This is a genomic window from Streptomyces sp. TOM-9 (assembly GCF_056858595.1).
In genome coordinates this window covers 3,420,818-3,444,787 of the sequence record NZ_JBXEQB010000001.1, presented here as the reverse complement: position 1 = coordinate 3,444,787, position 23,970 = coordinate 3,420,818, and the positions used below count along the sequence as shown (strand labels likewise).

General features: G+C 72.9%; 26 protein-coding genes. 8 read left to right on the top strand and 18 right to left on the bottom strand.

Annotation, left to right across the window (positions count from 1 at the left end; genetic code table 11):
* Positions 1 to 488: 488 nt before the first annotated feature.
* Complete coding sequence (locus AC1VWI_RS16160; RefSeq protein WP_499511712.1) at positions 489 to 1,271, bottom strand: anti-sigma factor; 783 nt, start codon at positions 1,269 to 1,271, stop codon at positions 489 to 491.
* The gene (locus AC1VWI_RS16155) at positions 1,268 to 1,852 is read right to left on the bottom strand and encodes a sigma-70 family RNA polymerase sigma factor (protein ID WP_499511711.1); all 585 of its coding nucleotides are present in this window, start codon (positions 1,850 to 1,852) and stop codon (positions 1,268 to 1,270) included. Before AC1VWI_RS16155 ends, AC1VWI_RS16160 begins: the two co-directional genes overlap by 4 nt.
* Before the next feature lie 99 nt (positions 1,853 to 1,951).
* Here AC1VWI_RS16155 and AC1VWI_RS16150 point away from each other — a divergent pair, with 99 nt between their 5' ends.
* Positions 1,952 to 2,827, top strand: coding sequence for an NAD(P)-dependent oxidoreductase (locus tag AC1VWI_RS16150; RefSeq protein WP_499511710.1), 876 nt, complete (start codon positions 1,952 to 1,954; stop codon positions 2,825 to 2,827).
* On the opposite strand, the gene AC1VWI_RS16145 is transcribed toward AC1VWI_RS16150, so the two are convergent.
* From AC1VWI_RS16145 to AC1VWI_RS16135, 3 genes are all read right to left on the bottom strand, one after another.
* The gene (locus AC1VWI_RS16145; protein ID WP_499511709.1) at positions 2,828 to 3,589 is read right to left on the bottom strand and encodes a bestrophin-like domain; all 762 of its coding nucleotides are present in this window, start codon (positions 3,587 to 3,589) and stop codon (positions 2,828 to 2,830) included.
* 3 nt (positions 3,590 to 3,592) lie between these two features.
* Positions 3,593 to 4,267, bottom strand: coding sequence for a hypothetical protein (locus AC1VWI_RS16140; RefSeq protein WP_499511708.1), 675 nt, complete (start codon positions 4,265 to 4,267; stop codon positions 3,593 to 3,595).
* 72 nt (positions 4,268 to 4,339) lie between these two features.
* On the bottom strand, positions 4,340 to 4,942 hold the full coding sequence (locus AC1VWI_RS16135; RefSeq protein ID WP_499511707.1) for a TetR/AcrR family transcriptional regulator: 603 nt from the start codon (positions 4,940 to 4,942) through the stop codon (positions 4,340 to 4,342).
* Between the two features lie 63 nt (positions 4,943 to 5,005).
* On the opposite strand from AC1VWI_RS16135, the gene AC1VWI_RS16130 reads away from it, so the two are divergent.
* Positions 5,006 to 5,962, top strand: coding sequence for a beta-ketoacyl-ACP synthase 3 (locus AC1VWI_RS16130; RefSeq protein WP_499511706.1), 957 nt, complete (start codon positions 5,006 to 5,008; stop codon positions 5,960 to 5,962).
* A 67-nt stretch (positions 5,963 to 6,029) separates the two neighbouring features.
* On the opposite strand, the gene fabF is transcribed toward AC1VWI_RS16130, so the two are convergent.
* From fabF to AC1VWI_RS16085, 9 genes are all read right to left on the bottom strand, one after another.
* Positions 6,030 to 7,289 carry a beta-ketoacyl-ACP synthase II gene (gene fabF, locus AC1VWI_RS16125; protein ID WP_499511705.1) on the bottom strand — a complete coding sequence of 420 codons (1,260 nt, stop codon included), beginning with the start codon at positions 7,287 to 7,289 and terminating at the stop codon, positions 6,030 to 6,032.
* Positions 7,290 to 7,353: 64 nt separating this feature from the next.
* Positions 7,354 to 7,599 carry an acyl carrier protein gene (locus AC1VWI_RS16120; protein ID WP_326576364.1) on the bottom strand — a complete coding sequence of 82 codons (246 nt, stop codon included), beginning with the start codon at positions 7,597 to 7,599 and terminating at the stop codon, positions 7,354 to 7,356.
* Between the two features lie 73 nt (positions 7,600 to 7,672).
* A complete protein-coding gene (locus AC1VWI_RS16115) occupies positions 7,673 to 8,704 on the bottom strand; it encodes a ketoacyl-ACP synthase III (RefSeq protein ID WP_499511704.1) in 1,032 nt (343 codons plus the stop codon).
* Between the two features lie 15 nt (positions 8,705 to 8,719).
* Entirely contained in the window at positions 8,720 to 9,655 is a 936-nt protein-coding gene (locus AC1VWI_RS16110) for an ACP S-malonyltransferase (protein ID WP_499511703.1), read from the bottom strand.
* A 101-nt stretch (positions 9,656 to 9,756) separates the two neighbouring features.
* Positions 9,757 to 10,956 (bottom strand): PucR family transcriptional regulator, encoded by a 1,200-nt coding sequence (locus AC1VWI_RS16105; RefSeq protein WP_499511702.1) that lies wholly within the window; start codon positions 10,954 to 10,956, stop codon positions 9,757 to 9,759.
* 65 nt (positions 10,957 to 11,021) lie between these two features.
* Positions 11,022 to 11,837 (bottom strand): ABC transporter permease, encoded by an 816-nt coding sequence (locus tag AC1VWI_RS16100; RefSeq protein ID WP_499516823.1) that lies wholly within the window; start codon positions 11,835 to 11,837, stop codon positions 11,022 to 11,024.
* 10 nt (positions 11,838 to 11,847) lie between these two features.
* Positions 11,848 to 12,747, bottom strand: a complete 900-nt coding sequence (locus AC1VWI_RS16095; protein ID WP_499511701.1) for an ABC transporter permease — start codon at positions 12,745 to 12,747, stop codon at positions 11,848 to 11,850.
* 7 nt (positions 12,748 to 12,754) lie between these two features.
* Entirely contained in the window at positions 12,755 to 13,954 is a 1,200-nt protein-coding gene (locus tag AC1VWI_RS16090) for an ABC transporter substrate-binding protein (RefSeq protein ID WP_499511700.1), read from the bottom strand.
* Complete coding sequence (locus AC1VWI_RS16085) at positions 13,945 to 15,060, bottom strand: ABC transporter ATP-binding protein (RefSeq protein ID WP_499511699.1); 1,116 nt, start codon at positions 15,058 to 15,060, stop codon at positions 13,945 to 13,947. The genes AC1VWI_RS16090 and AC1VWI_RS16085 overlap by 10 nt, the downstream gene beginning before the upstream one ends.
* A 107-nt stretch (positions 15,061 to 15,167) precedes the next feature.
* Between AC1VWI_RS16085 and AC1VWI_RS16080 the strand changes: the two genes are divergently transcribed.
* Both AC1VWI_RS16080 and AC1VWI_RS16075 read left to right on the top strand, forming a co-directional pair.
* On the top strand, positions 15,168 to 15,914 hold the full coding sequence (locus AC1VWI_RS16080) for a FadR/GntR family transcriptional regulator (RefSeq protein ID WP_499511698.1): 747 nt from the start codon (positions 15,168 to 15,170) through the stop codon (positions 15,912 to 15,914).
* Positions 15,915 to 15,960: 46 nt separating this feature from the next.
* Entirely contained in the window at positions 15,961 to 16,683 is a 723-nt protein-coding gene (locus tag AC1VWI_RS16075) for a cache domain-containing protein (protein WP_499511697.1), read from the top strand.
* Here AC1VWI_RS16075 and AC1VWI_RS16070 read toward each other — a convergent pair.
* Complete coding sequence (locus AC1VWI_RS16070) at positions 16,655 to 17,473, bottom strand: serine hydrolase domain-containing protein (protein ID WP_499511696.1); 819 nt, start codon at positions 17,471 to 17,473, stop codon at positions 16,655 to 16,657. The genes AC1VWI_RS16075 and AC1VWI_RS16070 overlap by 29 nt on opposite strands.
* A gap of 61 nt (positions 17,474 to 17,534) precedes the next feature.
* Between AC1VWI_RS16070 and AC1VWI_RS16065 the strand changes: the two genes are divergently transcribed.
* Together AC1VWI_RS16065 and AC1VWI_RS16060 are read left to right on the top strand one after the other, a co-directional pair.
* Positions 17,535 to 17,996, top strand: a complete 462-nt coding sequence (locus AC1VWI_RS16065; RefSeq protein ID WP_499511695.1) for a MerR family transcriptional regulator — start codon at positions 17,535 to 17,537, stop codon at positions 17,994 to 17,996.
* A 5-nt stretch (positions 17,997 to 18,001) separates the two neighbouring features.
* Entirely contained in the window at positions 18,002 to 19,021 is a 1,020-nt protein-coding gene (locus AC1VWI_RS16060) for an aldo/keto reductase (RefSeq protein ID WP_499516822.1), read from the top strand.
* Here the strand turns inward: AC1VWI_RS16060 and AC1VWI_RS16055 are convergent.
* The 3 genes from AC1VWI_RS16055 to AC1VWI_RS16045 are packed head-to-tail and all read right to left on the bottom strand — an operon-like array spanning position 18,982 to position 21,758.
* Positions 18,982 to 19,770 (bottom strand): DUF4429 domain-containing protein, encoded by a 789-nt coding sequence (locus tag AC1VWI_RS16055; RefSeq protein WP_499511694.1) that lies wholly within the window; start codon positions 19,768 to 19,770, stop codon positions 18,982 to 18,984. The two genes, AC1VWI_RS16060 and AC1VWI_RS16055, sit on opposite strands and share 40 nt — an antisense overlap.
* Positions 19,771 to 19,824: 54 nt before the next feature.
* Positions 19,825 to 21,021: an alpha/beta hydrolase gene (locus tag AC1VWI_RS16050; protein WP_499511693.1), complete on the bottom strand. Its 1,197-nt coding sequence runs from the start codon at positions 21,019 to 21,021 to the stop codon at positions 19,825 to 19,827.
* A gap of 53 nt (positions 21,022 to 21,074) precedes the next feature.
* Entirely contained in the window at positions 21,075 to 21,758 is a 684-nt protein-coding gene (locus AC1VWI_RS16045; RefSeq protein ID WP_499511692.1) for a TetR/AcrR family transcriptional regulator, read from the bottom strand.
* Positions 21,759 to 21,865: 107 nt separating this feature from the next.
* Between AC1VWI_RS16045 and AC1VWI_RS16040 the strand changes: the two genes are divergently transcribed.
* A complete protein-coding gene (locus AC1VWI_RS16040) occupies positions 21,866 to 23,467 on the top strand; it encodes an MFS transporter (protein ID WP_499511691.1) in 1,602 nt (533 codons plus the stop codon).
* Positions 23,468 to 23,571: 104 nt separating this feature from the next.
* Complete coding sequence (locus AC1VWI_RS16035) at positions 23,572 to 23,943, top strand: peptidase inhibitor family I36 protein (RefSeq protein WP_499511690.1); 372 nt, start codon at positions 23,572 to 23,574, stop codon at positions 23,941 to 23,943.
* Positions 23,944 to 23,970 lie beyond the last annotated feature (27 nt).

Here is a 23,970-nt window from a genome sequence, read left to right as displayed (position 1 = left end):
GTCCGGGGACGACCCGGGTGCCCTTCGGTGGAGTGGAAACGGGGGTGAGGGGCCGGACCGGTCCGGGAGTGCTCGCCTCCTGCGCGTCGTGGCGCGGGACGATGACGCCGCCGGGCGTGGTCATGGCGAAGCGGGCGAACGCCGCGACGAGGACGAACGTGCCTGCGGCCAGGGCGAAGCAGAGCGTGAAGCGGCTCTCTGCGGGTGCGTGGCCCGGGGCTCCGCGGCCGGCACGGCTGTGTCGCCCGTGGCGGGGCTCGCCCGGTCCTCGGCCGGCTGCCCTCGGGGACGGGCGTTGCCCGGGCTTCGGTAGGCAGCCGTACCGTCACGGGGTGGTGGTTGTGCGGGTGCTCGCGTGGCGGTGCCCTCGGGGACGGGCGTTGCCCGGGGTCCGGCCGGGGGTGCCGTGCCGCGGGCGAAGCCGTGCCTTCGGCCCGGGCGGCCCGGCGCCGCGCACCGCACCGGACGGGGTGCGGTGCGGTGCGGCGTCAGGCCGGGAAGTTCATCAGGGCCAGGGGGTCGGAGGTCGGCTGCGGGGAGCCGCCGGCGGGTTCGACGGTGATGCCCATGCCGGAGGCGCCGTCGACGGTGCCCCGGAGGAGGACGGCCTGAGTCGTGTCGCCGCCGGACGGCTTCGGCATGAGGCCCGCGGAGCGCATCGTGCCGCCGTCGGCGTACCAGAGCTGGTAGACCCGGTTGCCGCTCAGCGCGGGCATGCCGTGGGCGAAGAAGACCGCGCGGTCCTGGCTGCGGGAGACGACGACCGTGCCGCTGGCGCCACCCGCGAGCTTCGCGGAGGTGGTGACGGCGTCGGGCGCGGCCAGGACCCGGGAGATCTGATCCGCCTGGGCCTGGGTCCGCTGGTTCTCCTGGCGCAGGTCGCCGAGCTGTTGCTGCTGCCAGACCGCGACCCCGCCCAGGGTCGCGGCCGCGGCGAGGCAGGCCGCCAGGGCGAAGCGGACGCGGCGCCGTGCGGGCTGCGAGGCGCGGCGGCGCATCGCACGGGCCGTGGCGCGCGGCGGCTCGGGCACCGACGGGGGCTCCTGCCGTACGTTGACGATGAGCCGCATGACGTCGTCCTTCATGCGGGGCGGGACGGGTTCGGCCGCCGCGAGCCCGAGGCGGGCGGCGGTCGCGGCCAGCTCGCGCACCTCCAGCGCGCAGGCCTCGCACTCCGCGAGGTGGCGTTCGAACTCCGCGCGCTCGTGCCGCGTCAGCGCGTCGACGGCGTAGGCGCCGGTGAGGGTGTGCAGTTCGGCCTCGGTGCTCATGCGGTCACCCCCAGGCAGTCGCGCAGCCGGATCAGGCCGTCCCGCAGCCGGGTCTTGACGGTGCCCAGCGGCAGCGACAGCAGCTCGGCCACCTCCCGGTACGTCAGCCCCCGGTAGTAGGCGAGGGTCACCGACTGGTGCTGCACCTCGGTGAGGGTGCGCATGCAGCGTCGCACCTGTTCGGCCTCCAGCCGGGCCTCCACCTGCTCGGTCACCTCGTCGTACGCGGGGGTGCGCTCCAGCAGCGCAGCCCTGTGCTCGCGGTCCGCCGCCGCGCTGGCGGACCGTACCCGGTCCACGGCCCTGCGGTGGGCCAGGGTCATCACCCAGGTCATCGCGCTGCCCTTCTCCGGCCGGAAGCGGGCGGCGGTGCGCCACACCTCCACCAGCACCTCCTGCGTCACCTCCTCCGACTGGGCGGGGTCCCTGAGCACTCCGCGCACCAGTCCGAGCACCGGTCCGCTCACGGCGTCGTACAGCCGGGCGAAGGCCTCCTGGTCGCCGCGCGCGACGGCGAGCAGCAGCTCCGAGAGGTCCGGCCCCTGCCGTGCGGGCCTGCCGAACCGCAGCGGTTCCCTCACCACACCTCCAGCGTTCGATTCCGTGTGTCGAGGACAAGTCTCGCGTCCGGCATTCGGCGCCGCGAGCGATTCGGATTGGTCCGTCGTACCGTGGCAGTCATGTCCGACACCACCTCAGCAGCAGTCCTGGGCACCGGGATCATGGGTGCCGCGATGGCCCGCAACCTCGTCAAGGCCGGCCTCGACGTCCGTGTGTGGAACCGTACGAAGGAGAAGGCGCAGCCGCTCAGCAAGGACGGCGCACGCGTCGCCGACACCCCCGCGGAGGCGGTGGACGGCGCCGACGTGGTGCTGACCATCCTGCACGACGCGGACTCCGCCCTCGAGACCATGCGGCAGGCGGCGCCGGCGCTGCGCAAGGGCGCGGTGTGGGCGCAGTCCACCACCGCGGGCGTGGGCGCCCTCGGGGAGTTCGCGCGGTTCGCGCGCGAGCACGGCGTCGTCTTCCTCGACTCGCCCGTGCTGGGCACCAGGCAGCCCGCGGAGAACGGGCAGCTCCTGGTGCTGGCCGCCGGGCCGCAGGAGGCCCGGCAGACGGTGGGGCCGGTCTTCGACGCGATCGGCAGCCGCACCGTGTGGGTGGGGGAGGACGCGGCCGAGGGCGCGGCCAGCCGGCTGAAGCTGGTGATCAACAGCTGGGTGCTGACCGTCACCCACGGCACGGCCGAGGCCCTCGCACTGGCGAAGGGCCTCGGCGTGGACGCCGCGGACTTCCTCAAGGCCGTCTCCGGCGGCCCCCTCGACATGGGCTACCTGCAGGCGAAGGGGGCGTCGATCCTGGCCGGGGACTTCAGCCCCAGCTTCGCCGTGCGGACCGCGGAGAAGGACGCCCGCCTGATCGTGGAGGCGGGGGAGTCCGTGGGGGTCCGGCTCGACGTGGCCGCGGCCGGCGCCGAGCGGTTCCGCCGCGCGGCCGAGCTCGGGCACGGCGGGGAGGACATGGCGGCCTCGTACTTCGCGAGCTTCGAGAAGTGATCACCCGATGTGCGGGAAGAGGCTGGTGAAGTACGCCGCCGCCTCGGCGGCGTCCCGGCCGAAGGGGGCGTCCAGGTCCCAGATGAGGAAGAGCAGGAAGGCGATCAGGGCGCTGTAGAGCCCGGCGAGGAGCAGTTCGCGCCGGGAGCGCCTGATCTGCAGGCTGAAGATCAGCCCCACCGCGACGAGGGCGCCGGTGACCAGGCCGAACCACACCACCCCCGGCATGGTCGGCCCGGCGTTCTCGCCGCGGGCGGTGCGCGCGTCGTCGGCGGCCGCGACCTGGTCCACGACCGGCTGGTACGCCTGGTTGGCCAGCGGGGTGCGCGGCTCGAAGTCGGTCACGTCGCGGCGCACCTTGCCGAGGAGCTCCGAGCCGCGCTGGGTGTTCTCGCCGTGCTTGAGCATGTAGGGCAGCTCGGTGTGCGCGACGTAGGAGACGTACGCGTCCACGTCGGCGCGCACCTGGTCGCGGACGGCGGCGGGGTAGACCTGCACCCGCTGGCGCACCTCGTGCAGGGCCTGGGTCTCGCGGTGCAGCGTGTCCTCGGCGCCGCCGCGCGCCTCCCACACGCCGGCGATGGCGAGGCCGAGGACGATGGCGTACACCACGCCGATCATCATCGTCATGTACTCGATGACGTCGGGGGTCTCCGAGGGGTCGTCGTCGTCTCCGATGCGACGGTGGTTGATGGCCACGATGGTCAGGACGACCGCGCAGGCCGCGGCCATCGCGATGGCCAGGACGAGCCAGTCCGACATCGATCACCTCCGTGAGCGGGCTTGGGAGCGGGGCTTGAGCGCGGCGGCGGACAGGACCGCGGGCGCGGTGACCAGCAGCATGAGATGGACGATGCTCGGGCCGTCGGGGGCGGGCGGTGGGCTCGCCTTGCGGTAGGCGACCGGCGGGAGTTCCGCGCGATGCGTCGGGGTGGGGGTCGGCGTCGGCGTCGGGGTGGGGGTCGGCGTCGGCGTCGGAGTGGGGGTGGGCGTGGGTGTGGGCGTGGGTGTGGGTGTGGGGGCCGGTGCGCGGCGCACGGGGCGGGCGGGGGTGGGCCGCGGCGCCGGTCCGCAGGGGTGTCGCCAGGACACCGAGCCCCGTGAACCGCCGCCGTCCGTGCGGGCGTTCACCGTCGACTCGTACGCGGGGCAGTGCCGCCGCCGGACGGTCGCGGACGAACCGCCGCTGCCGGTGCGCGCGTCCACGGTGTCCCCGCCGTGGGTGACCCGGGCCCTCGTCTCCCCGCCGCGGGTCTCCACGCGGACGGCGCCGCCGCCGGTCTCCACCCGTACGGTGCCGTCGGGCAGGAACCGGACCACGGGCGGGCCCGGTGGACCCGGCGGATCATGCGCGTACGCCGTCCCCCCGGCCGCCCCCGGCCCCAGCACCGCCAGTGCCGCGGCCGCCGTGAGGCCGGCCCCCCTCAGCCAGATGCTCATGGACGAGATCCTGCGCGGTGCCGCGCGGGCCCATCCGGGGGACCCGGCCAATCCCCCCGAAGGGCTGATTCGTCAGCTCAGCACGCGCCGCAGCGCACGCCGGGCGCGGTCGGGGGCGGTCCGGTCGCCGAAGAGCTGGACGGCGTGGTTGAGGGAGAAGTAGATCCCGTTCAGCTCGAAGACCAATTGCTCGGGGTCGGTGCCGGGCGGCAGTTCGCCGAGTTCCACGGCGGCCCGGATGTCGCGGGTCAGCCGGCGGCGCCAGACGGTGTAGAGCCGGGCGACCGCGTCCCGTACCGGCCCCTCGCGGCCGTCGAACTCCACGGCGGAGGCGGTGAACAGGCAGCCGCCGGGGAAGGCCTCGCGTTCGCGGTCCAGGTAGGTCACCCACGCCTCGCAGATCGCGGTCAGCCGGGCGAGCCCGGGAGCGGCCCCCGCGGCGGGCACCCAGACGGCGCGGGTGAAGATCTCCGAGGCCCGCCGCAGGGCGGCGATCTGCAGGGCCTCCTTGGTACCGAAGTGCCCCAGCAGCCCGGACTTGCTGATCCCGAGGTCGGTCGCGAGCCGGCCGATCGTGAGGCCCTCCAGGCCCTCCACGGAGGCGACCGCGACGCTGCGCTCGATGATCCGCTCGCGGGTGTGGCGTGCCTCGGCGGCGGACTTGCGTGGGCTCATGGGGCCATCGTAGCCACCTCTCCCTCTTTAGAGTCCGACCGATCGGTCGCTATAGTTTCGGTCATGACTGCATCCCGTATCGCCGCCCTCGGTCACCACCAGCCGCAACGTGTCCTCACCAACGACGACTTGGCCGCCATGGTCGACACCAGCGACGCCTGGATCCGGCAGCGCACGGGCATCGCGACCCGGCACATCGCCGCCGAGGACGAGACGGTCGCCGACCTGGCGAGCGCCGCGGCGGGCAAGGCGCTCGCCGCGGCGGGCCTGGACGCCGCCGACGTCGACCTGGTCGTCGTGGCCACCTCCAGCGCCGTCGACCGCTCGCCCAGCACCGCCGCCCAGGTCGCGGCCCGGCTCGGCATGACGGCTCCCGCCTCCTACGACCTCAACAACGCCTGCGCGGGCTTCACCACCGCGCTCGCCGCCGCCGACCACTCCGTGCGGGCCGGCGCCGCCCGGCACGCCCTGGTCATCGGCGCCGAGAAGATGTCCGACCTCACCGACTGGAGCGACCGCAGCACCTGCGTCCTGCTGGGCGACGGGGCGGGCGCGGCCGTCGTCAGCGCCGCCGACGCCGCTCCGGGGACGCTCCCCGGCATCGGCCCCGTCGTGTGGGGCTCGGACCCCACCCGCGCCGACGCCGTACGGCTGGCCGGCGCCTGGCAGCCCCGCTTCGCCCAGGACGGCCAGGCGGTCTTCCGCTGGGCCACCACGACCCTCGCCCCGATCGCCGAGGAGGCCTGTGCCCGCGCCGGTGTCGCCGTCGGCGACCTCGGGGGCATCGTCACGCACCAGGCCAACCTGCGGATCATCGAGGGCGTCGTACGCCAGCTGGGGGCCCCGCAGGCGGTGGTGGCCCGGGACGTCGTCGACTCCGGCAACACCTCCGCCGCCTCCGTGCCGCTCGCCTTCTCCAAGCTCGTCGAGCGCGGCGAACTCGCCCCCGGCGCGCCCGTGCTGCTGCTCGGCTTCGGCGGCGGGCTGTCCTGGGCCGGGCAGGTCGTCGGCTGCCCCTGACCCGGGGACGACCGAGGGCCGGTCGGCCGCGTGTGCGGCTGACCGGCCCTCAGGGGTGCGGTACGGCTCAGGCCTTGAGGGCCAGGACGACGTTGTGGCCGCCGAAGCCGAAGGAGTTGTTGATGGCCACGATCGGGCCGTCCGGCAGCTTCCGCGCCTCGGTGGAGACCAGACCGGGGTCGATCTCGTCGTCCAGTTCCGCGATGTTGATCGTCGGCGGGGCGATCCGGTGGTGCAGGGCGAGGACGGTGGCGACCGTCTCGATGCCGCCCGCGCCGCCCAGGAGGTGACCGGTCATCGACTTGGTGGCGGAGATGGCCACGTGGTCGAGGTGGTCGCCGAGCACCTTGCGGAGCGCCTTGACCTCGGCGACGTCACCCTGCGGGGTGGACGTCGCGTGCGCGTTGAGGTGCGCGACCTGCGCCAGGTCCAGGCCGGTCGCGGCGATCAGCTGCTCCAGCGCGGCGGCGATGCCGCGGCCGGTGGGCTCCGGCTGCGCGATGTGGTGGGCGTCGGCCGACAGGCCCTGGCCCAGCACCTCGGCGTAGACCCGGGCACCGCGCCTGGCGGCGTGCTCGGCCGACTCCAGGACGACGACACCCGCGCCCTCGCCGAGGACGAAGCCGTCGCGGCCCTTGTCGTACGGGCGGGAGGCGCCCTGCGGGTCGTCGTTGTTCTTCGACATCGCCATCATGTTGGCGAAGGCCGCGATCGGCAGCGGGTGGATGGCCGCTTCCGTGCCGCCGGCGATGACCACGTCGGCACGGCCGGAGCGGATCATCTCGTACGCGTAGCCGACGGCCTCGGCACCGGAGGCGCAGGCGCTGACCGGGGTGTGGACACCGGCGCGGGCGTTGACCTCCAGGCCGACGTTGGCCGAGGGGCTGTTGGGCATCAGCATCGGCACGGTGTGCGGGGACACCTTGCGCGGGCCGGACGCCTTGAGGTTGTCGTACTGGTCGAGCAGCGTGGTGACGCCGCCGATGCCGGAGGCGATGACCGCGCCGAGGCGGTCGGGGTCGACCGAGCTGTCCTCACCGGCCTTGGCGGTGAAGCCCGCGTCGGCCCACGCCTCGCGGGTGGCGATCAGCGCGAACTGCGCCGAGCGGTCCAGCTTGCGCGCGACCGGGCGGGGCAGGATCTCCAGCGGTTCCACGGCGATCTGCGCGGCGATGCGCACCGACAGCTCGGCGGCCCAGTCCTGCTTCAGGGGGGTGACGCCGGAACGTCCGGCGATCAGTCCCTCCCAGGTCGACGCGCTGTCCCCGCCCAGCGGAGTGGTTGCGCCGATACCGGTGACGACCACGGTGTGATTGGTCGGGCTCACAGGGATTGTCTCTCCACGTCTAGAAGGGCGGGCGACAGACACGTCGTCCAGGGGTGGCTCAGGCTCAGCCCTGGGCCTTGAGGATGTAGTCGACGGCGTCGCCGACGGTCTTCAGCTGCTTGACGTCGTCGTCCGGGATCTTGACCTCGAAGCGCTCCTCGGCGGCGACGACGACCTCGACCATGGACAGCGAGTCGACGTCCAGGTCGTCGGTGAAGGACTTGTCCAGCTGGACGTCCTCGGTCGGGATGCCGGCGATCTCGTTCACGATCTCCGCGAGACCCTCGACGATCTCTTCCTGGGTGGCCATGGCGGCGCTCTCCTTCTTCGTGCTGGTTACTACGGGCTGCGGCGGGCGGGAGTGCGCGCCGCGTGAGTGTTGCCTAGGGGAGGGTAACGACAGTGGCGGCGTAGACGAGCCCCGCCCCGAAACCGATGATCAGGGCCGTGTCGCCGCTCTTGGCCTGTCCGGTGGCGAGCAGGCGCTCCATCGCGAGCGGGATCGACGCGGCGGAGGTGTTGCCGGTGGTCTCGATGTCGCGGGCGACCGCGACGTGCTCCGGCAGCTTGAGCGCCTTGATCATCGAGTCGATGATGCGCATGTTGGCCTGGTGCGGGATGAAGACGTCCAGGTCGTCCGCGGTGATCCCGGCGGCGTCCAGCGCCTCCTGGGCCACCTTGGCCATCTCGAACACCGCCCAGCGGAAGACCGTCTGGCCCTCCTGGGTGATCGCGGGGAACTTCAGCTCCCCGTTCTCGTCCACCGGCAGCTGCGCGACGTCGCCCACACGGAAGCGGTCCCACGCCACGGTCTGGGTGATGGTCCCGGACTTGTCGCCCTCCGAGCCCCAGACGGTAGGACCGATCTCCGGCTCGTCGGCCGGGCCGATGATGACCGCGCCGGCGCCGTCGCCGAAGAGGAAGGCGGTGGCACGGTCCGTCTTGTCGGTGAGGTCGCTCAGCCGCTCGACGCCGATCACCAGGACGTGCTTGGCGCTGCCCTCGGTGACCATGCCCTTGGCGAGGGTCACGGCGTACGTGAAGCCCGCGCAGCCCGCCGAGATGTCGAACGCGGCCGGCTTGCCGGCGCCGATGCGGTGCGCGATCTCGGTCGCGACGGCCGGGGTCTGCTTGAAGTGGGAGACGGTGGCGACGATGACGCCCCCGATGTCCTCGGCCGAGATCCCCGCGTCGGCGATGGCCTTGCCCGCCGCGATGACCGACATCTCGGCGACCGTCTCGTCCGGGCCGGCCCAGTGCCGGGAGGCGATGCCGGAGCGCGAGCGGATCCACTCGTCGCTGGAGTCGATGGTCTCCAGGATCACCTCGTTGGGCACCACCCGGGTCGGCCGGTAGCCGCCGACGCCCATGATGCGCGCGTACGGGGAGCCCTTGCTGGGCCTGATCTTCGCCATGTCTGCGGGGACTCCTTATTCCTGGGGGCCGTGCTCGGCCACGATCGCGCGGGCGGCGTCGAGGTCGTCCGGGGTCTTCAGGGCCAGGGTCGCGACGCCGGGCAGCGCGCGCTTGGCCAGGCCCACCAGGGTGCCACCCGGAACCAGCTCGATGATCGCGGTGACGCCCATGTCCTTGAAGGTCTCCATGCACAGGTCCCAGCGCACCGGGTTGGACACCTGCGTCACCAGGCGGGAGACGATCTCGGCGCCGGAGGCGACGACCGCGCCGTCGGTGTTGGACACGTACGGCAGCGCGGGGTCGCCGACCTGCAGCGTCTGCGCCAGCTCCTCCAGCACGGCCACGGCCGGGGCCATGTGGTGGGTGTGGAACGCGCCCGCCACCTTCAGCGGGATGACCCGCGCCTTCTCCGGCTTGTCCGCGGTCAGCTCCGCGAGCTGCTTCGCCGTGCCGGCCGCCACGATCTGACCGGCGCCGTTGATGTTCGCCGGGGTGAGGCCGAGGTTCCCCAGGTGGGCGACGACCAGGTCCGGGTCGCCGCCGAGCACGGCCGACATGCCGGTCTCGGTGATGGCCGCGGCCTGGGCCATGGCGGTGCTGCGGGTGCGGACGAAGGTCATCGCCGCTTCCGCGCTCAGCACGCCGCCGACGGCCGCCGCCGTGATCTCTCCGACGCTGTGACCGGCCACGGCGCCCAGCGCGGAACGCGCGGCGGCCGGGTCGCCGAACAACTGCTCCGCCGCGACCAGGCCGGCCGCGACCAGCAGGGGCTGGGCGACGGCGGTGTCACGGATCTCCTCGGCCTCGGCCTTGGTGCCGTAGTGGGCGAGGTCGAGTCCGGCGGTCGAGGACAGACCGGCGAGACGGTCGGCGACACCGGGGAGTTCGAGCCAGGGGTTCAGGAAGCCGGGAGCCTGGGCACCCTGGCCGGGAGCGACGAGTACGAGCACGCTTTCAACTCTCTCTTGAGCGAGGTGATCCCCGCCCGTGGGGACAGGGACCAAGAACCGACGGGCGATTTGTTGGTGTCCCACAAAGGCCCTGATCGCAACTACGGTGTCTGCCCCGCGTCGGAGAGCCGGCCCAGGATGAGCGCGATACGTAGGGTGAATGCGGAGCGCACGTCCGACGGCGACCAGCCGGTGACGTCCGTCACACGTCGAAGCCGGTAGCGAACGGTGTTGGGGTGAACGAACAACATCCGGGCGGCCCCTTCCAGCGACGAGGCCTGTTCGAGGTAGACGGACAGAGTCTCAAGCAGTGCCGAACCAGCTTCCTCCAACGGCCTGTAGATCTCCTCCACCAACTGATCGCGGGCGTGTCGGTCGCCCGCCATCGCGCGCTCCGGGAGCAGGTCGTCGGAGAGCACCGGACGCGGCGCGTCGGGCCAGGCCGCACACGCCCGCAGGCCCGCCGCCGCGGCCTGCGCGGACTTCGACGCCGCCAGCAGGTCGCCCACCACGGGCCCGGCCACGACCGGCCCCGCGGCGAACGGCCCGATCAGCGCCTTGGCCACCCGCAGCGGATCCCCGTCGCCGCCCGCGACCACGATCAGCCGGTCGCCGAGCACTCCGGTGAGCACCTGCAGCTTGGCGTGCCGCGCCGCCCGCCGGATCGCCTCGACGGTGAGCTCGCTGTCGCCGTTGGGTGCCGTGCCCAGCACCACCGCGATCTTGTCGGGGGAGCTCCAGCCGAGCGCCGCCGCCCGCGACAGCACGCCCTCGTCCGCCTCGCCGGACAGCACCGCGTTGACCACCAGGGACTCCAGCCGCGCGTCCCAGGCGCCGCGCGCCTCGGCGGCCTGGGCGTAGACCTGGGCCGTCGCGAAGGCGATCTCCCGTGCGTACACCAGCAGCGCCTCGCGCAGCACCGACTCGTCGCCGGGGGCGGCGACCTCGTCGATCGCCGCCTCCATGACCTCGATGGTGGTGCGCACCATCTCCACCGTCTGGCGCAGCGAGATCGCCCGGGTCAGCTCCCGCGGTGCGGTGCCGAAGACGTCGGTGCTGATCGCCTGCGGGGTCTGCGGGTGGCGGAACCACTCCGTGAAGGCCGCGATGCCCGCCTGCGCCACCAGCCCGATCCACGAGCGGTTCTCCGGGGGCATGGCCCGGTACCAGGGCAGCTGCCCGTCCATCCGCGCGATCGCGGCCGCCGCCAGGCGCCCCGAGGACTTCTCCAGCCTCCTCAGCGTGGCGGAGTGGGGGTGGTCGCGGGCGGGGTCGAATGCGTTCAGCGCGGGTTCTGGCACGGTACAAGCCTGCCTTATCCGGGCGGATGCATGGCACGGACCCCTCGGCTCCGTGCACCCGTGGCTCAGATACGGCCTCCCGCGGCGGAGTCCGCGGACAGCCGCTGGGCGAGGTAGACGGGGATCACCGACGCGGCGACCAGGACGGCGGCCACCACGTTGACGACGGGTGCCTGCTGCGGCCTGGCCATGTTGCCGAAGATCCACACCGGGAGGGTCTGGACGCCGGGGCCCGCGGTGAAGGTGGTGACGACGATCTCGTCGAAGGAGAGGGCGAAGGCGAGCAGCCCGCCCGCCAGCAGCGCCGTGCGCACCAGCGGGAAGGTGATGTCGCGGAAGACCTGGAAGCTGTCGGCCCCCAGGTCCATCGCCGCCTCCTCGTACGAGCCGGAGGTGCGCCGCAGCCGGGCCACGACGTTGTTGAAGACCACCACGACGCAGAAGGTGGCGTGGCCGACGACGACCGTGAACAGGCCCAGCCCGACGCCGAGCGGCTCCAGCACCGTGCGGAACGCGGTGTTCAGGGCGATGCCCGTGACGATGCCGGGCAGCGCGATCGGCAGCACGACGACGAAGGAGAGCGCCTCCCGCCCGAAGAAGCGGTACCGGGAGACCGCGAAGGCCAGCAGGGTGCCCAGCACCAGGGAGACCGCCGTCGCGCCCAGGCCCGCCTTCACCGAGGTCCACAGCGCGGAGCGGGCGCCGGAGCTGTGCCACGCGTCGGCCCACCAGTGCAGGGTCAGGCCCGAGGGGGGCCAGCCGAAGCCGCGGGCGGCGTTGAAGGAGTTGAGCAGGACGAGCAGCAGCGGCACGTAGATGACGGCGAAGCCCAGCACGGCCGCGAGGCGCAGGACGATGCGGGCGGGACGGGAGAGTTGCATGGTCACGGCCTCACAGACTCTGGAGCGCGCCGGTGCGCCGCATGGCCAGCAGGTAGACGACGATGACCGCGACCGGCACGGTGCCCAGCGCGGCGGCGAGCGGCAGGTCGAGGGTGATGTTGGAGTAGACGACGTTGCCGATCAGCTGGGTCTTGCCGCCGACGATCTGCACGGCGATGTAGTCGCCGAGGCTGAGCGAGAAGGTGAAGACCGAGCCGGCCGCGACCGACGGCAGCACCATCGGCAGCACCACGGACCGGAAGGTGCGCCAGGTGCGGGCCCCGAGGTCGGCGGAGGCGTCCAGCAGGCTGGCCGGCAGCTGCTCCAGCCCGGCGTGGACCGGCAGGATCATGTACGGCAGCCACAGGTAGGCCAGCACCATGATCGTCGCGGGCAGGCCGTAACCGGGCCCGTCCAGGCCGAACGGCCTGAGCGCCCAGTCCAGCGGCCCGTTCTCGGAGAGCAAGATCCGCCAGGCGTACGCCTTGACCAGGTAGCTGGCCCACAACGGGGTGAGCACGGCGACGACCAGCAGGTGCCGGTACCGCGGGGCGGCGACCCGGGCGGTGTAGAAGGCGATCGGGAAGGCGATGACGATGTCGATGACCGTCACCGCGACGGCGACGCCGAGGCTGCGCAGGGCGACGTCCCGGTAGACGCCCGTGGTGAGGACGGTGCGGAAGTTGTCGGTGTTCCAGACCTTGACCACGTCCGAGGTGAAGGCGTCGGTCGTCCAGAACGCGGAGAGGAAGAGCGCGGCCAGCGAGCCCAGGTAGGCGAGGACCAGCCACAGCAGCGGGGCGGACAGCAGCAGCGACAGCCGCAGCCGCGGGCGGCGGTGCAGGGAACCTGCCAGCCGCCGCCCGAGGGCGCCGCTCGTCGTGGTGGACGGGGTGGACGGGGTCGTCACGGGTGGCTCAGCCCTTGATCTCGGTCCAGGCCTGGACCCACTTGGCGTAGGGCACGCAACGGACGTCGGTGCGGCCGTCCAGGCACTGCGGGATGGGCGTGTTCCAGAAGTGGACCTGCTTCCAGTACGGCTCGTCGGCCGCGTGGAAGACCGCGCAGTGGTTCTTGTCCGTGGTCAGGGCGCAGGACTTCTCGTTCGCCGGGGCCTCGCCGAACCACTCGGCGACCTGGGCGTTCACCTTCGGCGAGACGATCCAGTCCAGCCATTTGTAGGCGCAGTTGGGGTGCTGGGCCTTGGCCGAGACCATCCAGGTGTCGGACCAGCCGGTGGCGCCCTCGCTCGGCAGGACCGCCTCGACCGGCGCCTTCTCGGCCTTGGCGAGGTTGGCGATGACCTGCCAACTGGTGCCGATGACGGAGTCGCCGCTCTTGAAGGCGGAGATCTCCTTCAGGTAGTCGCTCCAGTACTCGCCGACGTCCGCGTTCTGCTCCTTCAGCAGGGCGACGGAGGCGTCGAACTGCTTCTGGTCCAGCGCGTACGGGTCCTTGATGCCCAGCTCCGGCTTGGTCTTCATCAGGTAGAGCGCGGCGTCCGCGATGTAGATCGCGGAGTCGTACGCGGTGACGTGGCCCTTGTAGGGGGAGGCCTCGTCGAAGACCGCCGACCAGGAGGTGGGGGCCGGGGAGACCTTGTCGGTGCGGTACATCAGCAGGTTGGCGCCGCGGCCGTGCGGGATGCCGTAGGCGACCTTGTCGACCGAGTTCCACTTCTGCATCTTCAGGCTGGCGAAGACGTCCTTGTAGTTGGGGACCAGGTCGGTGTTGACCGGCGCCGCGTCGCCCGAGGCGATCAGGCGCAGCGAGGCGTCGCCGGAGGCCGAGACGGCGTCGTACTGGCCGGTCTTCATCAGGCTGACCATCTCGTCGGAGGTGCCCGCCACCTTGGTGTTGACCTGGCAGCCGGTCTCCTTCTCGAACGGGGTGACCCAGTCGACGGACTTGTCGTTGGAGCCGTCCTCGGCGTAGCCGGCCCAGGCGATCAGGTTGACCGCGCCCTCGGTCTTGCCCAGGGCCTTGGGCGCGCTGAGCTTGGGCGGGGTGAAGGCGCCGCCGGAGGAGCCGGCGCCCTTGCCGGGGGAGGACGACCCGCCGCAGGCGGTGGCCAGGGCCAGGACGGTACAGGCTGCGAGGGCACGGGTCAGACGCACGTGGACTCCGTTTCCGGGTGGGGGGACTGGACGGTGACGTTGTGTCGGCGGTGCCACTGGAGGCGGACACGGGTTCCCCGGTAGGCGGCGACGTCGGCCGAGGAGGTCTCCTGGTTCTGCTGCAGGGCGGTCAGCCGGCCGCCCTCGTCGAGGTCGACCAGGAAGCGCGTGGTGTCACCGAGGTAGATGACCTCGGCGACGGTGCCGGAGACGGTGCGCATCCCGCCGTCCGGGGTGTCCGGGGCGTCCGGGGCGTCCGGGGCGTCCGGGGTGTCCGGGGCGTCGGCGGGAGCGCCGGGGCCCAGCAGGCGGATCTTCTCCGGGCGGACGCTGTAGGTCCCGGTGCCGTCGGTCAGCAGGTTGGAGGTGCCGACGAAGCCGGCGACGAAGGGCGTGGCCGGCCGCTCGTACACCTCGGCGGGGGTGCCGACCTGCTCGATCCGGCCCCCGTTGAAGACCGCGATCCGGTCGCTGAGGGTCAGCGCCTCCTCCTGGTCGTGGGTGACGAAGACGAAGGTGATGCCCACCTCGCGCTGGATCGCCTTCAGTTCGACCTGCATCTGCTCGCGCAGCTTGAGGTCGAGCGCCCCCAGCGGCTCGTCGAGCAGCAGCACCCGGGGACGCCCCACCAGGGCGCGGGCCAGTGCGACCCGCTGCCGCTGGCCGCCGGACAGCTGTGCCGGCCGGCGCCCGCCGAACCCCTCCAGCCGGACCGAGGCGAGCGCCGCGCGGGCGCGCTCGGCCCGTTCCGCCTTGGGCACCTTGCGCACCTTCAGGCCGTAGGCGACGTTCTGCTCCACCGTCATGTGCGGGAAGAGCGCGTAGTCCTGGAAGACGGTGTTGACGTCCCGCTCGAAGGGGGCGAGCCGGGTGACGTCCCGGCCGGCCAGCTCCACGGTGCCGGCGGTGGGGGCCTCGAAACCCGCGACCATCCGCAGCACGGTGGTCTTGCCGGAGCCGGAGGGGCCCAGCATCGAGAAGAACTCGCCGTCGGCGATCTCCAGGTCCACCCCGGCGACCGCGTGCACCTGGCCGAAGGACTTGCGCAGGTCCCGCAGGCGTATCGCGGGCGTCCCGGTGTCCGTTTCCTTGGCCGTTCCCTCCATCGGCGGGGAACCTTTCTCTTCGGCTGGAGCGTTGACCGGAAACCTATGAAGTTATATTTCAAAGGACAAGGCCTGACCGGGGTAAAACTTTCCCCAAGTGAGAAGGTGTGCGGGTGAGCAAACTTTCGAATGGCGCACTGCACGCCGTCTTCGCACCGGTCGGCAGCCTCGCCCGGGTCGACGCGGTCGTACGGCGCCTCGCGGACGCCATCGAACTGGGCCTGCTCGCCGACGGCGAGCAGCTCCCCGGTGAGAGCGAGCTCGCCACCCGCCTCGGTGTCTCCACCGTGACCTTGCGCGAGGCCCTCATGGCCCTGCGCCAGCAGGGACTGGTCACCACCCGCCGCGGCCGCGGCGGCGGCAGCTTCGTCACCGCCCCCGACCAGCCGCGCACCGCCCGGCTCGGCCACCGGCTGGCCGACTGGAGCACCGAGGAACTGCGCGACCTCGCCGACCACTGGGCCGCCGTCGCCGGCACCGCCGCCCGGCTGGCCGCCCGGCGCACCGAGCCCGCGGACCTCGCCCCGCTGGAACGCTCCCTGGAGGAGTTCGAGGCCGCCGACGACCTCGCCGCCCGCGGCCGCGTCTACGGCAGGCTCCACGTGGAGCTCGCCGCGGCCGCCCAGTCGGCCCGTCTCACCAAGGAGGAGATCCGTATCCAGGCGGAGATCGGGGCGCTAATCTGTCTCGCACTCGGGGAGGACGACGCCCGCGCGGCGGTCGTCGAGCTGCACCGCGCGCTGCTCCGCGCCGTGCGCGACGGCGACGCGGCGCTGGCCCGGTCCCTGGCCGAACGGCGGGTGCAGGACGCGATGGAGCGTCTGATCGGACTGCGTCTGACCGTCACCGGCTGACCCGGGCGTCCGCACCACCCGTCCTCCCGCACCGGAGGCAGCCGCCGTGGCCGTCAGCTCAACCGCCCTGGTCGACAGCGTCGTCGCCGACGTCGTGGACCGGGTCCGCGGCACCCTGGAGGACGTCTTCGCCGCCGTCGCCCAGGTCGCCGAGCGCACCACCGCCATCGCCGCGGTCCGCGCCGCCGGCCGGGCCCCGACCACCGCCGACCTCGCCGCCCTGCGCCCGCTGCTGCACGAGCGGCTGCGGCGCCGGCACGACCTGATCTCCGGCATCGGCTTCATCGCGGAACCCGGGCTGCTCGGCGACGTACCGGCCTGGCTGGAGTGGTGGCAGAACCACGGGGAGGACGGGCTGCGGCCGCTCCTGCCCGACCTCGACCCGGGCACCTCGGCCTACTCCGACTACACCCACTGGGACTGGTTCGCCCTGCCCCGCGCCACCGGCGAACGCGCCGTGGCCGGACCGTACGTGGACTACCTGTGCTCCGACGAGTACAGCCTCACCCTGTCGGTGCCGGTCCAGCACGCCGGCCGCTTCCTCGGCGTCGCCGCCGCGGACGTCTACCTGCGCCACTTCGAGGCCGCCGTGCTGCCCCTGCTGCGCCGCCTGCCCGCCCCGGCCGCCCTGGTCAACGCCCGCGGCCGGGTCGCCGCCTCCACCGACCCCCGGCACCTGGCCGGCTCGCTCCTGCGCAGCGTTAGCGGCCGGTCCTGCGGACCGATCCCGCTGACGCTGGTCACAGCTCTGCCAGCACCGCCTCCGTGAGCGCCGGCCACAACGGCAGGGCCCACTCGCCGAAGTCACGGTCCGTCAGGACGACGCAGGCGGCGCCGGCGTCGGGGTCGACCCACAGGAAGGTGCCGGTCTGGCCGAAGTGGCCGAAGGTGCGCGGGGAGGACGAGGCGCCCGTCCAGTGCGGGGACTTGTGGTCCCGGATCTCGAAGCCCAGGCCCCAGTCGTTGGGGTTCTGGCCGCCGTAGCCGGGCAGCACGCCCTTGAGGCCGGGGAAGGCGACGGAGGTCGCCGCGGCGACGGTCTCCGGGGCCAGCAGCCGCGGTGCCTGCAGCTCGGCCGCGAAGCGGACCAGGTCGTCGACGGTGGAGACGGCACCCGCGCCGGCCGAGCCCGGGCAGTCGGTGGCGTGCATGCCGAGCGGCTCCAGCACCGCCTGCCGCAGGTACTCGGCGAAGGGGATCTCGGTGGCCTTGGCGATGTGGTCCGCCAGCGCGTCGAAGCCCGCGTTGGAGTAGATCCGCCGCGTGCCGGGGGCCGCCATCACCCGGTGCTCGTCGAAGGCGAGGCCGGAGGTGTGGGCGAGCAGGTGCCGTACGGTCGAGCCCTCGGGGCCGGCCGGTTCGTCCAGCTCGACCGCGCCCTCCTCGACCGCGACCAGCGCCGCGTAGGCGGACAGCGGCTTGGTCACCGAGGCCAGCCGGAAGCGCCGCCCGGTCTCGCCGTACGCTCCCAGGACCGTGCCGTCGCGGCGGACGACCGCCGCCGCGGCCGTCGGGACAGGCCAGTTCTCGATCGCGCTCAGGCTGTTCAGGCTCCGCATGGGCGTGAGCCTAACGAATGGCCTTGCCTGGAGTGCACTCCAGGGTTTTAGCGTGGAACCCATGACCGTGACGCAGGTGGCCAAGAGCAAGCCCGGCAGCGTACACAGCTGCGCCGACGAGCCGCGGCACCCCCTCCCGGACGGCCGGGACCGCTACACGATCAGCGAGGTGGCGGCCTTCACCGGGCTGAGCGCGCACACGCTGCGCTGGTACGAGCGGATCGGGCTGATGCCGCACGTCGACCGCTCCCACACCGGCCAGCGCCGCTTCACCAACCGCGACCTCGACTGGCTGGGCTTCGTCGGCAAGCTGCGGCTGACCGGGATGCCGGTCGCGGACATGGTCCGCTATGCCGAGCTGGTGCGGCTGGGGGAGCACACCTTCCCCCAGCGCCAGGAGCTGCTGGAGTCGACCCGGCGCGACGTGCTGCGGCGGATCGCCGAGCTGCAGGACACCCTCGCGGTCCTCGACCACAAGATCGACACCTACGCTGACGCCCGCCGGGCGTCGGAGAGGGCATGAACGGCATGAGCGACAACAACGAACCGATCGCCAAGGTCACGCTCGGCACCGACGGCCCCCTGGTCGGCGTGCAGGGCCTGGGCTGCATGGGCATGAGCGAGTTCTACGGGCCCACCGACGAGGCCGCGGCCCGGGCCACCCTCGACGCGGCGCTGGACCTCGGGGTCACGCTCTTCGACACCGCCGACGTGTACGGCCTGGGCGCCAACGAGGAGTACCTCGCCCCCTTCGTCCGGGCGCACCGGGACGAGATCACCCTCGCCTCCAAGTTCGGCATAGCGCGCAAGGCCGACGACCCGCGGTTCCGCGGGGTGCGCAACGACCCCGACTACGTCCGGGAGGCCGTCGACGGCAGCCTGCGCCGCCTCGGCGTGGACGTCATCGACCTGTACTACATGCACCGCCGCGACCCCGCGGTGCCGCTCGCCGAGTCCGTCGGGGCGATGGCCGAGCTGGTGCGGGCGGGCAAGGTCAGGCACCTGGGCCTGTCCGAGGTGACCGGGGCCGAGCTGCGCGAGGCGCACGCCGTGCACCCGATCACGGCCGTGCAGTCGGAGTGGTCGCTGTTCAGCCGGGACGTGGAGGTCTCGCTGACCGGTGCCGCCGCCGAGCTGGGGGTGGCGCTCGTGCCGTACTCCCCGCTGGGCCGGGGCTTCCTGACCGGATCCTTCCAGGACGCCTCCGAACTGTCGGCGGACGACTTCCGCCGGCACCAGCCCCGCTTCAGCGGGGAGAACGCCAAGCGCAACCTCGACCTGCTGGAGCCGCTCCGCAAGGTCGCGAAGGCGCACGGCGCCACGCCCGCCCAGATCGCCCTCGCATGGGTGCAGCAGCGGGCGCAGGTCCACGGGCTGACCGTGGTGCCGATCCCGGGCACCCGCAAGGCCGAGCGCCTGCGGGAGAACACCGCCGCCACCCGGATCGTGCTGGACGGGACCGAGCTGGGCTGGCTGGAACCGATCGCCGGGCAGGTCGCGGGGGACCGCTACCCGGACATGTCCTCCACGTCGGCGGCGCGCGAGTAGCCGTCCCGGTCCAGGGCGGGCCGCGTCCGCGCGGCCCGCTGGACCGCCGCGAGGACCGCCGCCGCCAGCGGCAGCGACTCGTGGACGAGGCCGTACCCGAGGCCGAACACGACGGTCGCGGGGTCGTCGTCGGGGTTGCCGGAGCGGTGGCCGTCGGCGTCGCGCTGCAGCAGCCGCAGGTGCCCGCCGAGCATCTCGGGGGAGCGCCAGTCGACCCCGGACAGCCCGTCGACCGGGAAGTGCTGGTCGCCGGCCTTCCACTTGGCCGTCGAGGCGCCCGTCCAGAACCAGCGGAAGGACACCGTCCCGCCGTCGAAGGAGGCCTTGCCGTCGTAGGCCTTGAAGGACAGGGGCGCGGACGGCACGTCCACCAGGTGGCGCGGGGCCGGTTCCGCGTCCGCGCCGCCGCCGGCCGTCGCGATCGCGGACAGCAGTTCCCCGGCGTAGTACTCGGCGAGCAGTTCCCGCTCGGCGGGCAGCACCAGGCGGTAGGGGTCGGCGTTCTCCTTGAGCTGGCCCTTCGCGGCCTCCATCAGCGGATCGGCGCCCCGCCGCGGGAGCATGCGCAGCGCGATGGCGCCGCGCCGCCCCGGGACCAGTTCGACGCCCGCGAGGGCCTCGTAGGGGACACGCCGCCGCCCCAGGGTCTGCAGCAGCTTCGAGTTGCGCATCCCCCGCTCGTAACGGATGAGCACCGCATCGGCATCGAACTCCCATACGGCGTTGGATCCGGCCAATACGTCACCCATACGGGTCATCGTAGGCCGCGTCGCCGTTTCGGGAACCGGCCGGGCGCGGCCGGACTAGGCCACGTCCGCCGTGCACGCGCTGCCGTCGGCGCACCGGACGTCCGGGTAGCGGCCGAGGGCGATGCTGGTGAAGTTGGCGAGGCTGTCGGTGCCGGAGCGGAAGTAGCCCGCGTGTCCCTCGGCGTCCTCGGAGGTCACCACGCGGGCGCCGAAGGACCGGGAGACGGGGTCGGCGCCGTGGCCGAGCCCGGCGAACTCCATGTGCGGCACGTCGCCGATCCAGTCGGTGCTGTCGCGGGTGGCCCACACCCGGGCGGCCGTGCCCAGGTCGGCCGCCTTGTCCACCCGCATGCCGGGGCTGCCGAAGACGGTGATGTCGGAGACCCGGCCGGTCGGCAGGTCCGGGGCGGCGACACCGCACAGCACCGAGCCGTAGGAGTGGCAGAACAGCGAGACGCTGCCGCGTGCCGGCAGTGCCCGCACCAGCGCGGCCAGCCGGACGGCGCCCTGCTCCGCCAGTTCCCCGGTGGAGGCGTCCAGGCCGACGCCCTGCGGGGTGGTGTAGTCGGCCCAGGCGATGACGGCCGTGCGCGTGTGCGGGGCGGCGGCGTGCTCGGCGGCGTACAGCGAGCGGGCCATACCGACGGGGGCGCGCGTCGGGTCGTCCTCGCGTTCGAAGGAGAGCACGTCGGTGTCGACCCCGGGCACGACGAGCGACACCCGTTCGGCGGCGCCGAGGTCGCCGAAGACCTCGGCGGCCCGGCCGCGGCCGGTGGGGTCGAAGGCGAGGATCTGCCGGCCGCCGTCGAGCAGGGAGGCGTACCGCTCGGCGCGCTGCGCGGCGTCCTGGCGGCCCTCGGCGGTCAGCAGGGAGCTGCGCGAGCGGGCGGTCTCCTGGGCGCGGGCCGTGCCGAGCGAGCGCCGGTTGGCCTGGTAACGCAAGGTGATCGGGGCGCCGTTGAGGTTGCCGACGACGAGCGGGTAGCGGACGGCGAGCCGCTTGGCCCCGTCCGGCCCGACCGAGGCGAAGAAGCGCGCGATGACGCCGGGGGCCGCCTGGGGGTCGGGGAGCGCGCGCCCGCCCACCGAGCCGTGCCGCCACGCGGCCGTGGCCACCGCCAGCGCGTCCCCGCCGCCCTTGTGGTGGCGCAGCGCGGTCCAGCCGGTGGTCGCCAGCATGACGAAGACCACGGCCAGGGCCAGGAGGGCGCGCAGGGAGGGGGAGCTGAAGCGCTCGTCGACGAGGTTCACTGGGGGACACCCTAGGAGACGCCGGAGATCCCCTGCGCACCCCGTGACCCAAGTCACGTTTGGAACAAGGAGATTCCGGACACACCCTGGTGTTCGGCCCAGGGCCGTGCCAGGACCGGGACGAGCAGGTCAAGGTGTTCCTCGGTGATCCGGCGGATGGACTCCACGCTGGTCTCGTCACCGTCGCCCCACAGCCGCTGGGCCACCCGGATGACCCCGCCGACGGCCGCCACCAGGACCCGCGGTCGCGGGTCCGCCGGGTCCAGGCCCTCGCGGGCGGCGATGACCGAGGCGAGCCGTTCCTCGACGAGCGCCGAGTGGCGCATCTGGGCGGACAGCAGCGGCGGCGTGGACTCGATCACCCGGTACATCGCCATGTACGTGGACAGCGGCACGACGGCGGCGATGACGGCGCTGATGCTGTGCCAGGAATCGTCCAGCGCCGCGCGCAGCGCCACGAAGGGCGGTTCGCCGGCCGGCCGCTCGGCCACCGCGGTGACGAAGGCCTCCTCGACGCTGTCCTCCAGTGCGAGCGCGACCTCCTCCTTGCCGGCGAAGTAGCGGAAGAAGGTGCGCTGCGAGACCTCCACCTCGGCGGCGATCTCGTCGACGGTCGTGCGTTCGTACCCCTTGAGGACGAACAGCTCGATCGCGGCCCGTATGAGCGCGTCGCGCGTCCGCTGCTTCTTGCGTTCGCGCAGTCCGCACACGGGCGTCGCGCGCATCGCGTGCTTCATCTGCCGTCCACCTCCAGGGGGCACCACGATACTTGCGGTGCCCCCTGACAGTTACCGACGGATGACTGCTTTGGTCAAATGTCAGGGGCTGACATAATCTCTTGCCCATGACCCAAGCCTCCGTCGTCACCGACAAGGGCCCGGACTCGATACCGGCGCCTTCCAAGAAGCCCCTGCGCGGCCACCCCTGGCTGACCCTGTTCTCGGTCGCCATCGGCGTCATGGTGGTGGCCCTGGACGGCACGATCGTCGCCGTCGCCAACCCGGCCATCCAGGCCGACCTCGGTGCCTCCCGCGAGCAGATCCAGTGGATCACCACCGGCTACATGCTGGCCCTGGCGGTCTCGCTGATCACCGCGGGCAAGCTCGGCGACCGGTTCGGGCACCGGCAGACCTTCCTCGTCGGCCTCGCGGGCTTCGCCGTCACCTCCGGTCTGATCGGCGTGTCCAGCGGCGTCGGCATGGTGATCGCGCTCCGCGTCCTGCAGGGCGTGTTCGGCGCGCTGCTCCAGCCCGCCGCGCTCGGCCTGCTGCGCGCCACCTTCCCGGCCGAGAAGCTCAACATGGCCATCGGCATCTGGGGCATGGTCATCGGCGCCTCCACCGCCGCCGGGCCGATCGCCGGCGGTCTGCTGGTCGAGCACGTCAGCTGGGAGTCGGTCTTCTTCATCAACGTGCCCGTGGGTCTGGTCGCGCTGGTCCTGGGCCTGGTCATCCTGAAGGACGTACGGGCCGAGAACGCGCCGCGGTCCTTCGACGTCCCCGGCATCGTGGCGCTCTCCGGTGCGATGTTCGGCCTGGTGTGGGGCCTGATCAAGGCTCCGGAGTGGGGCTGGGGCGACCCGCTGACCCTGGGCTTCCTGGTCGGCTCGGTGCTGCTGTTCGCCCTGTTCGCGTTCTGGGAGACCAAGGCCTCCGAGCCGCTGATCCCGCTGCGGATGTTCCGCTCGGTGCCGCTGTCCGCGGGTACCGCGCTGATGGTGCTGATGGCCTTCGCCTTCCTGGGCGGCCTGTTCTTCGTCACCTTCTACCTGCAGAACGTGCACGGGATGTCGGCGGTGGAGTGCGGTGTCCACCTGCTGCCGCTCACCGCGATGATGATCGTCAGCTCGCCGGTCGCCGGTGCGCTGATCACCAAGTTCGGCCCGCGGGTGCCGCTGGTCGGCGGCATGGTGTGCACGGCGGTCGCCATGTTCGGGATGACCGGCCTGGAGGCGGACTCCGGCACCCTGGTCATGTCCGTGTGGTTCGCGCTGCTGGGCCTTGGCCTGGCCCCGGTGATGGTCGGCGCCACCGACGTCATCGTCGGCAACGCGCCGCTGGAGCTGTCCGGCGTGGCCGGCGGCCTCCAGGGCTCCGCGATGCAGGTCGGCGGCAGTCTGGGCACCGCCGTCCTCGGTACGGTCATGGCGTCCCGTGTGGACGGCCTGCTGCCCGAGAAGTGGGCCGCGGCCGGGCTGCCCCCGCTCAAGGGCGAGCAGGCCGCACAGGCCGCCGACGCGGTCGTGGTCGGTGTGCCGCCGGTCGCCAAGGACACCCCGGCCGAGATCGTCGCGGTGATCACGAAGATCACCAACGAGACCTTCCTCTCGGGGATGGGGCTGGCCTTCACCGTCGCCGGCATCGTGGCCGCCTTCGCGGCGGGCATCGCCTTCCTGACCAAGCGCGGCGTCAACGCGGACGCCGCCGGCGGCGGGGTGCACATCTGACGCCGGACGATTCCCTATCCGGGTGAACGAGGCCCGGGGCCCTTGGCGGCCCCGGGCCTCGCCGTTCACCGTGGAGCTCCGACCACCACGGGGGAGTGATCCACATGCGCAACGCAGCCCTGACCCTTGCCCTGACCACGGCCGTCGTGGCCGCAGCGGCCCTGGCCGCCCCGGCCCCGCACGCGACGGCCGCCCCCGCGGGCGGCTGCGACCCCGGGGGGCTGTGCCTGTGGAGCAGACCGGACTACCGCGGGGCGCGCCTGGTCCACGAACTCGCCGACACCGACGTCAACTCCTGCGTGCCGCTGCCGCCCGGGACGTCCGCGAAGTCGTTCGTCAACCGGACCCGCAAGCTCGTGACGACCTACCAGAGCGCCGAGTGCTCCACCGAGGGCGACTTCGTGACGTTCCCGTCCGGCACCTGGGTCCCGGAGTCCCGGCACACGGTCCGCGCCTTCCAGATCGTCGACCAGTGACACGAGCCCGCGGGGCCCCGGCCTTCG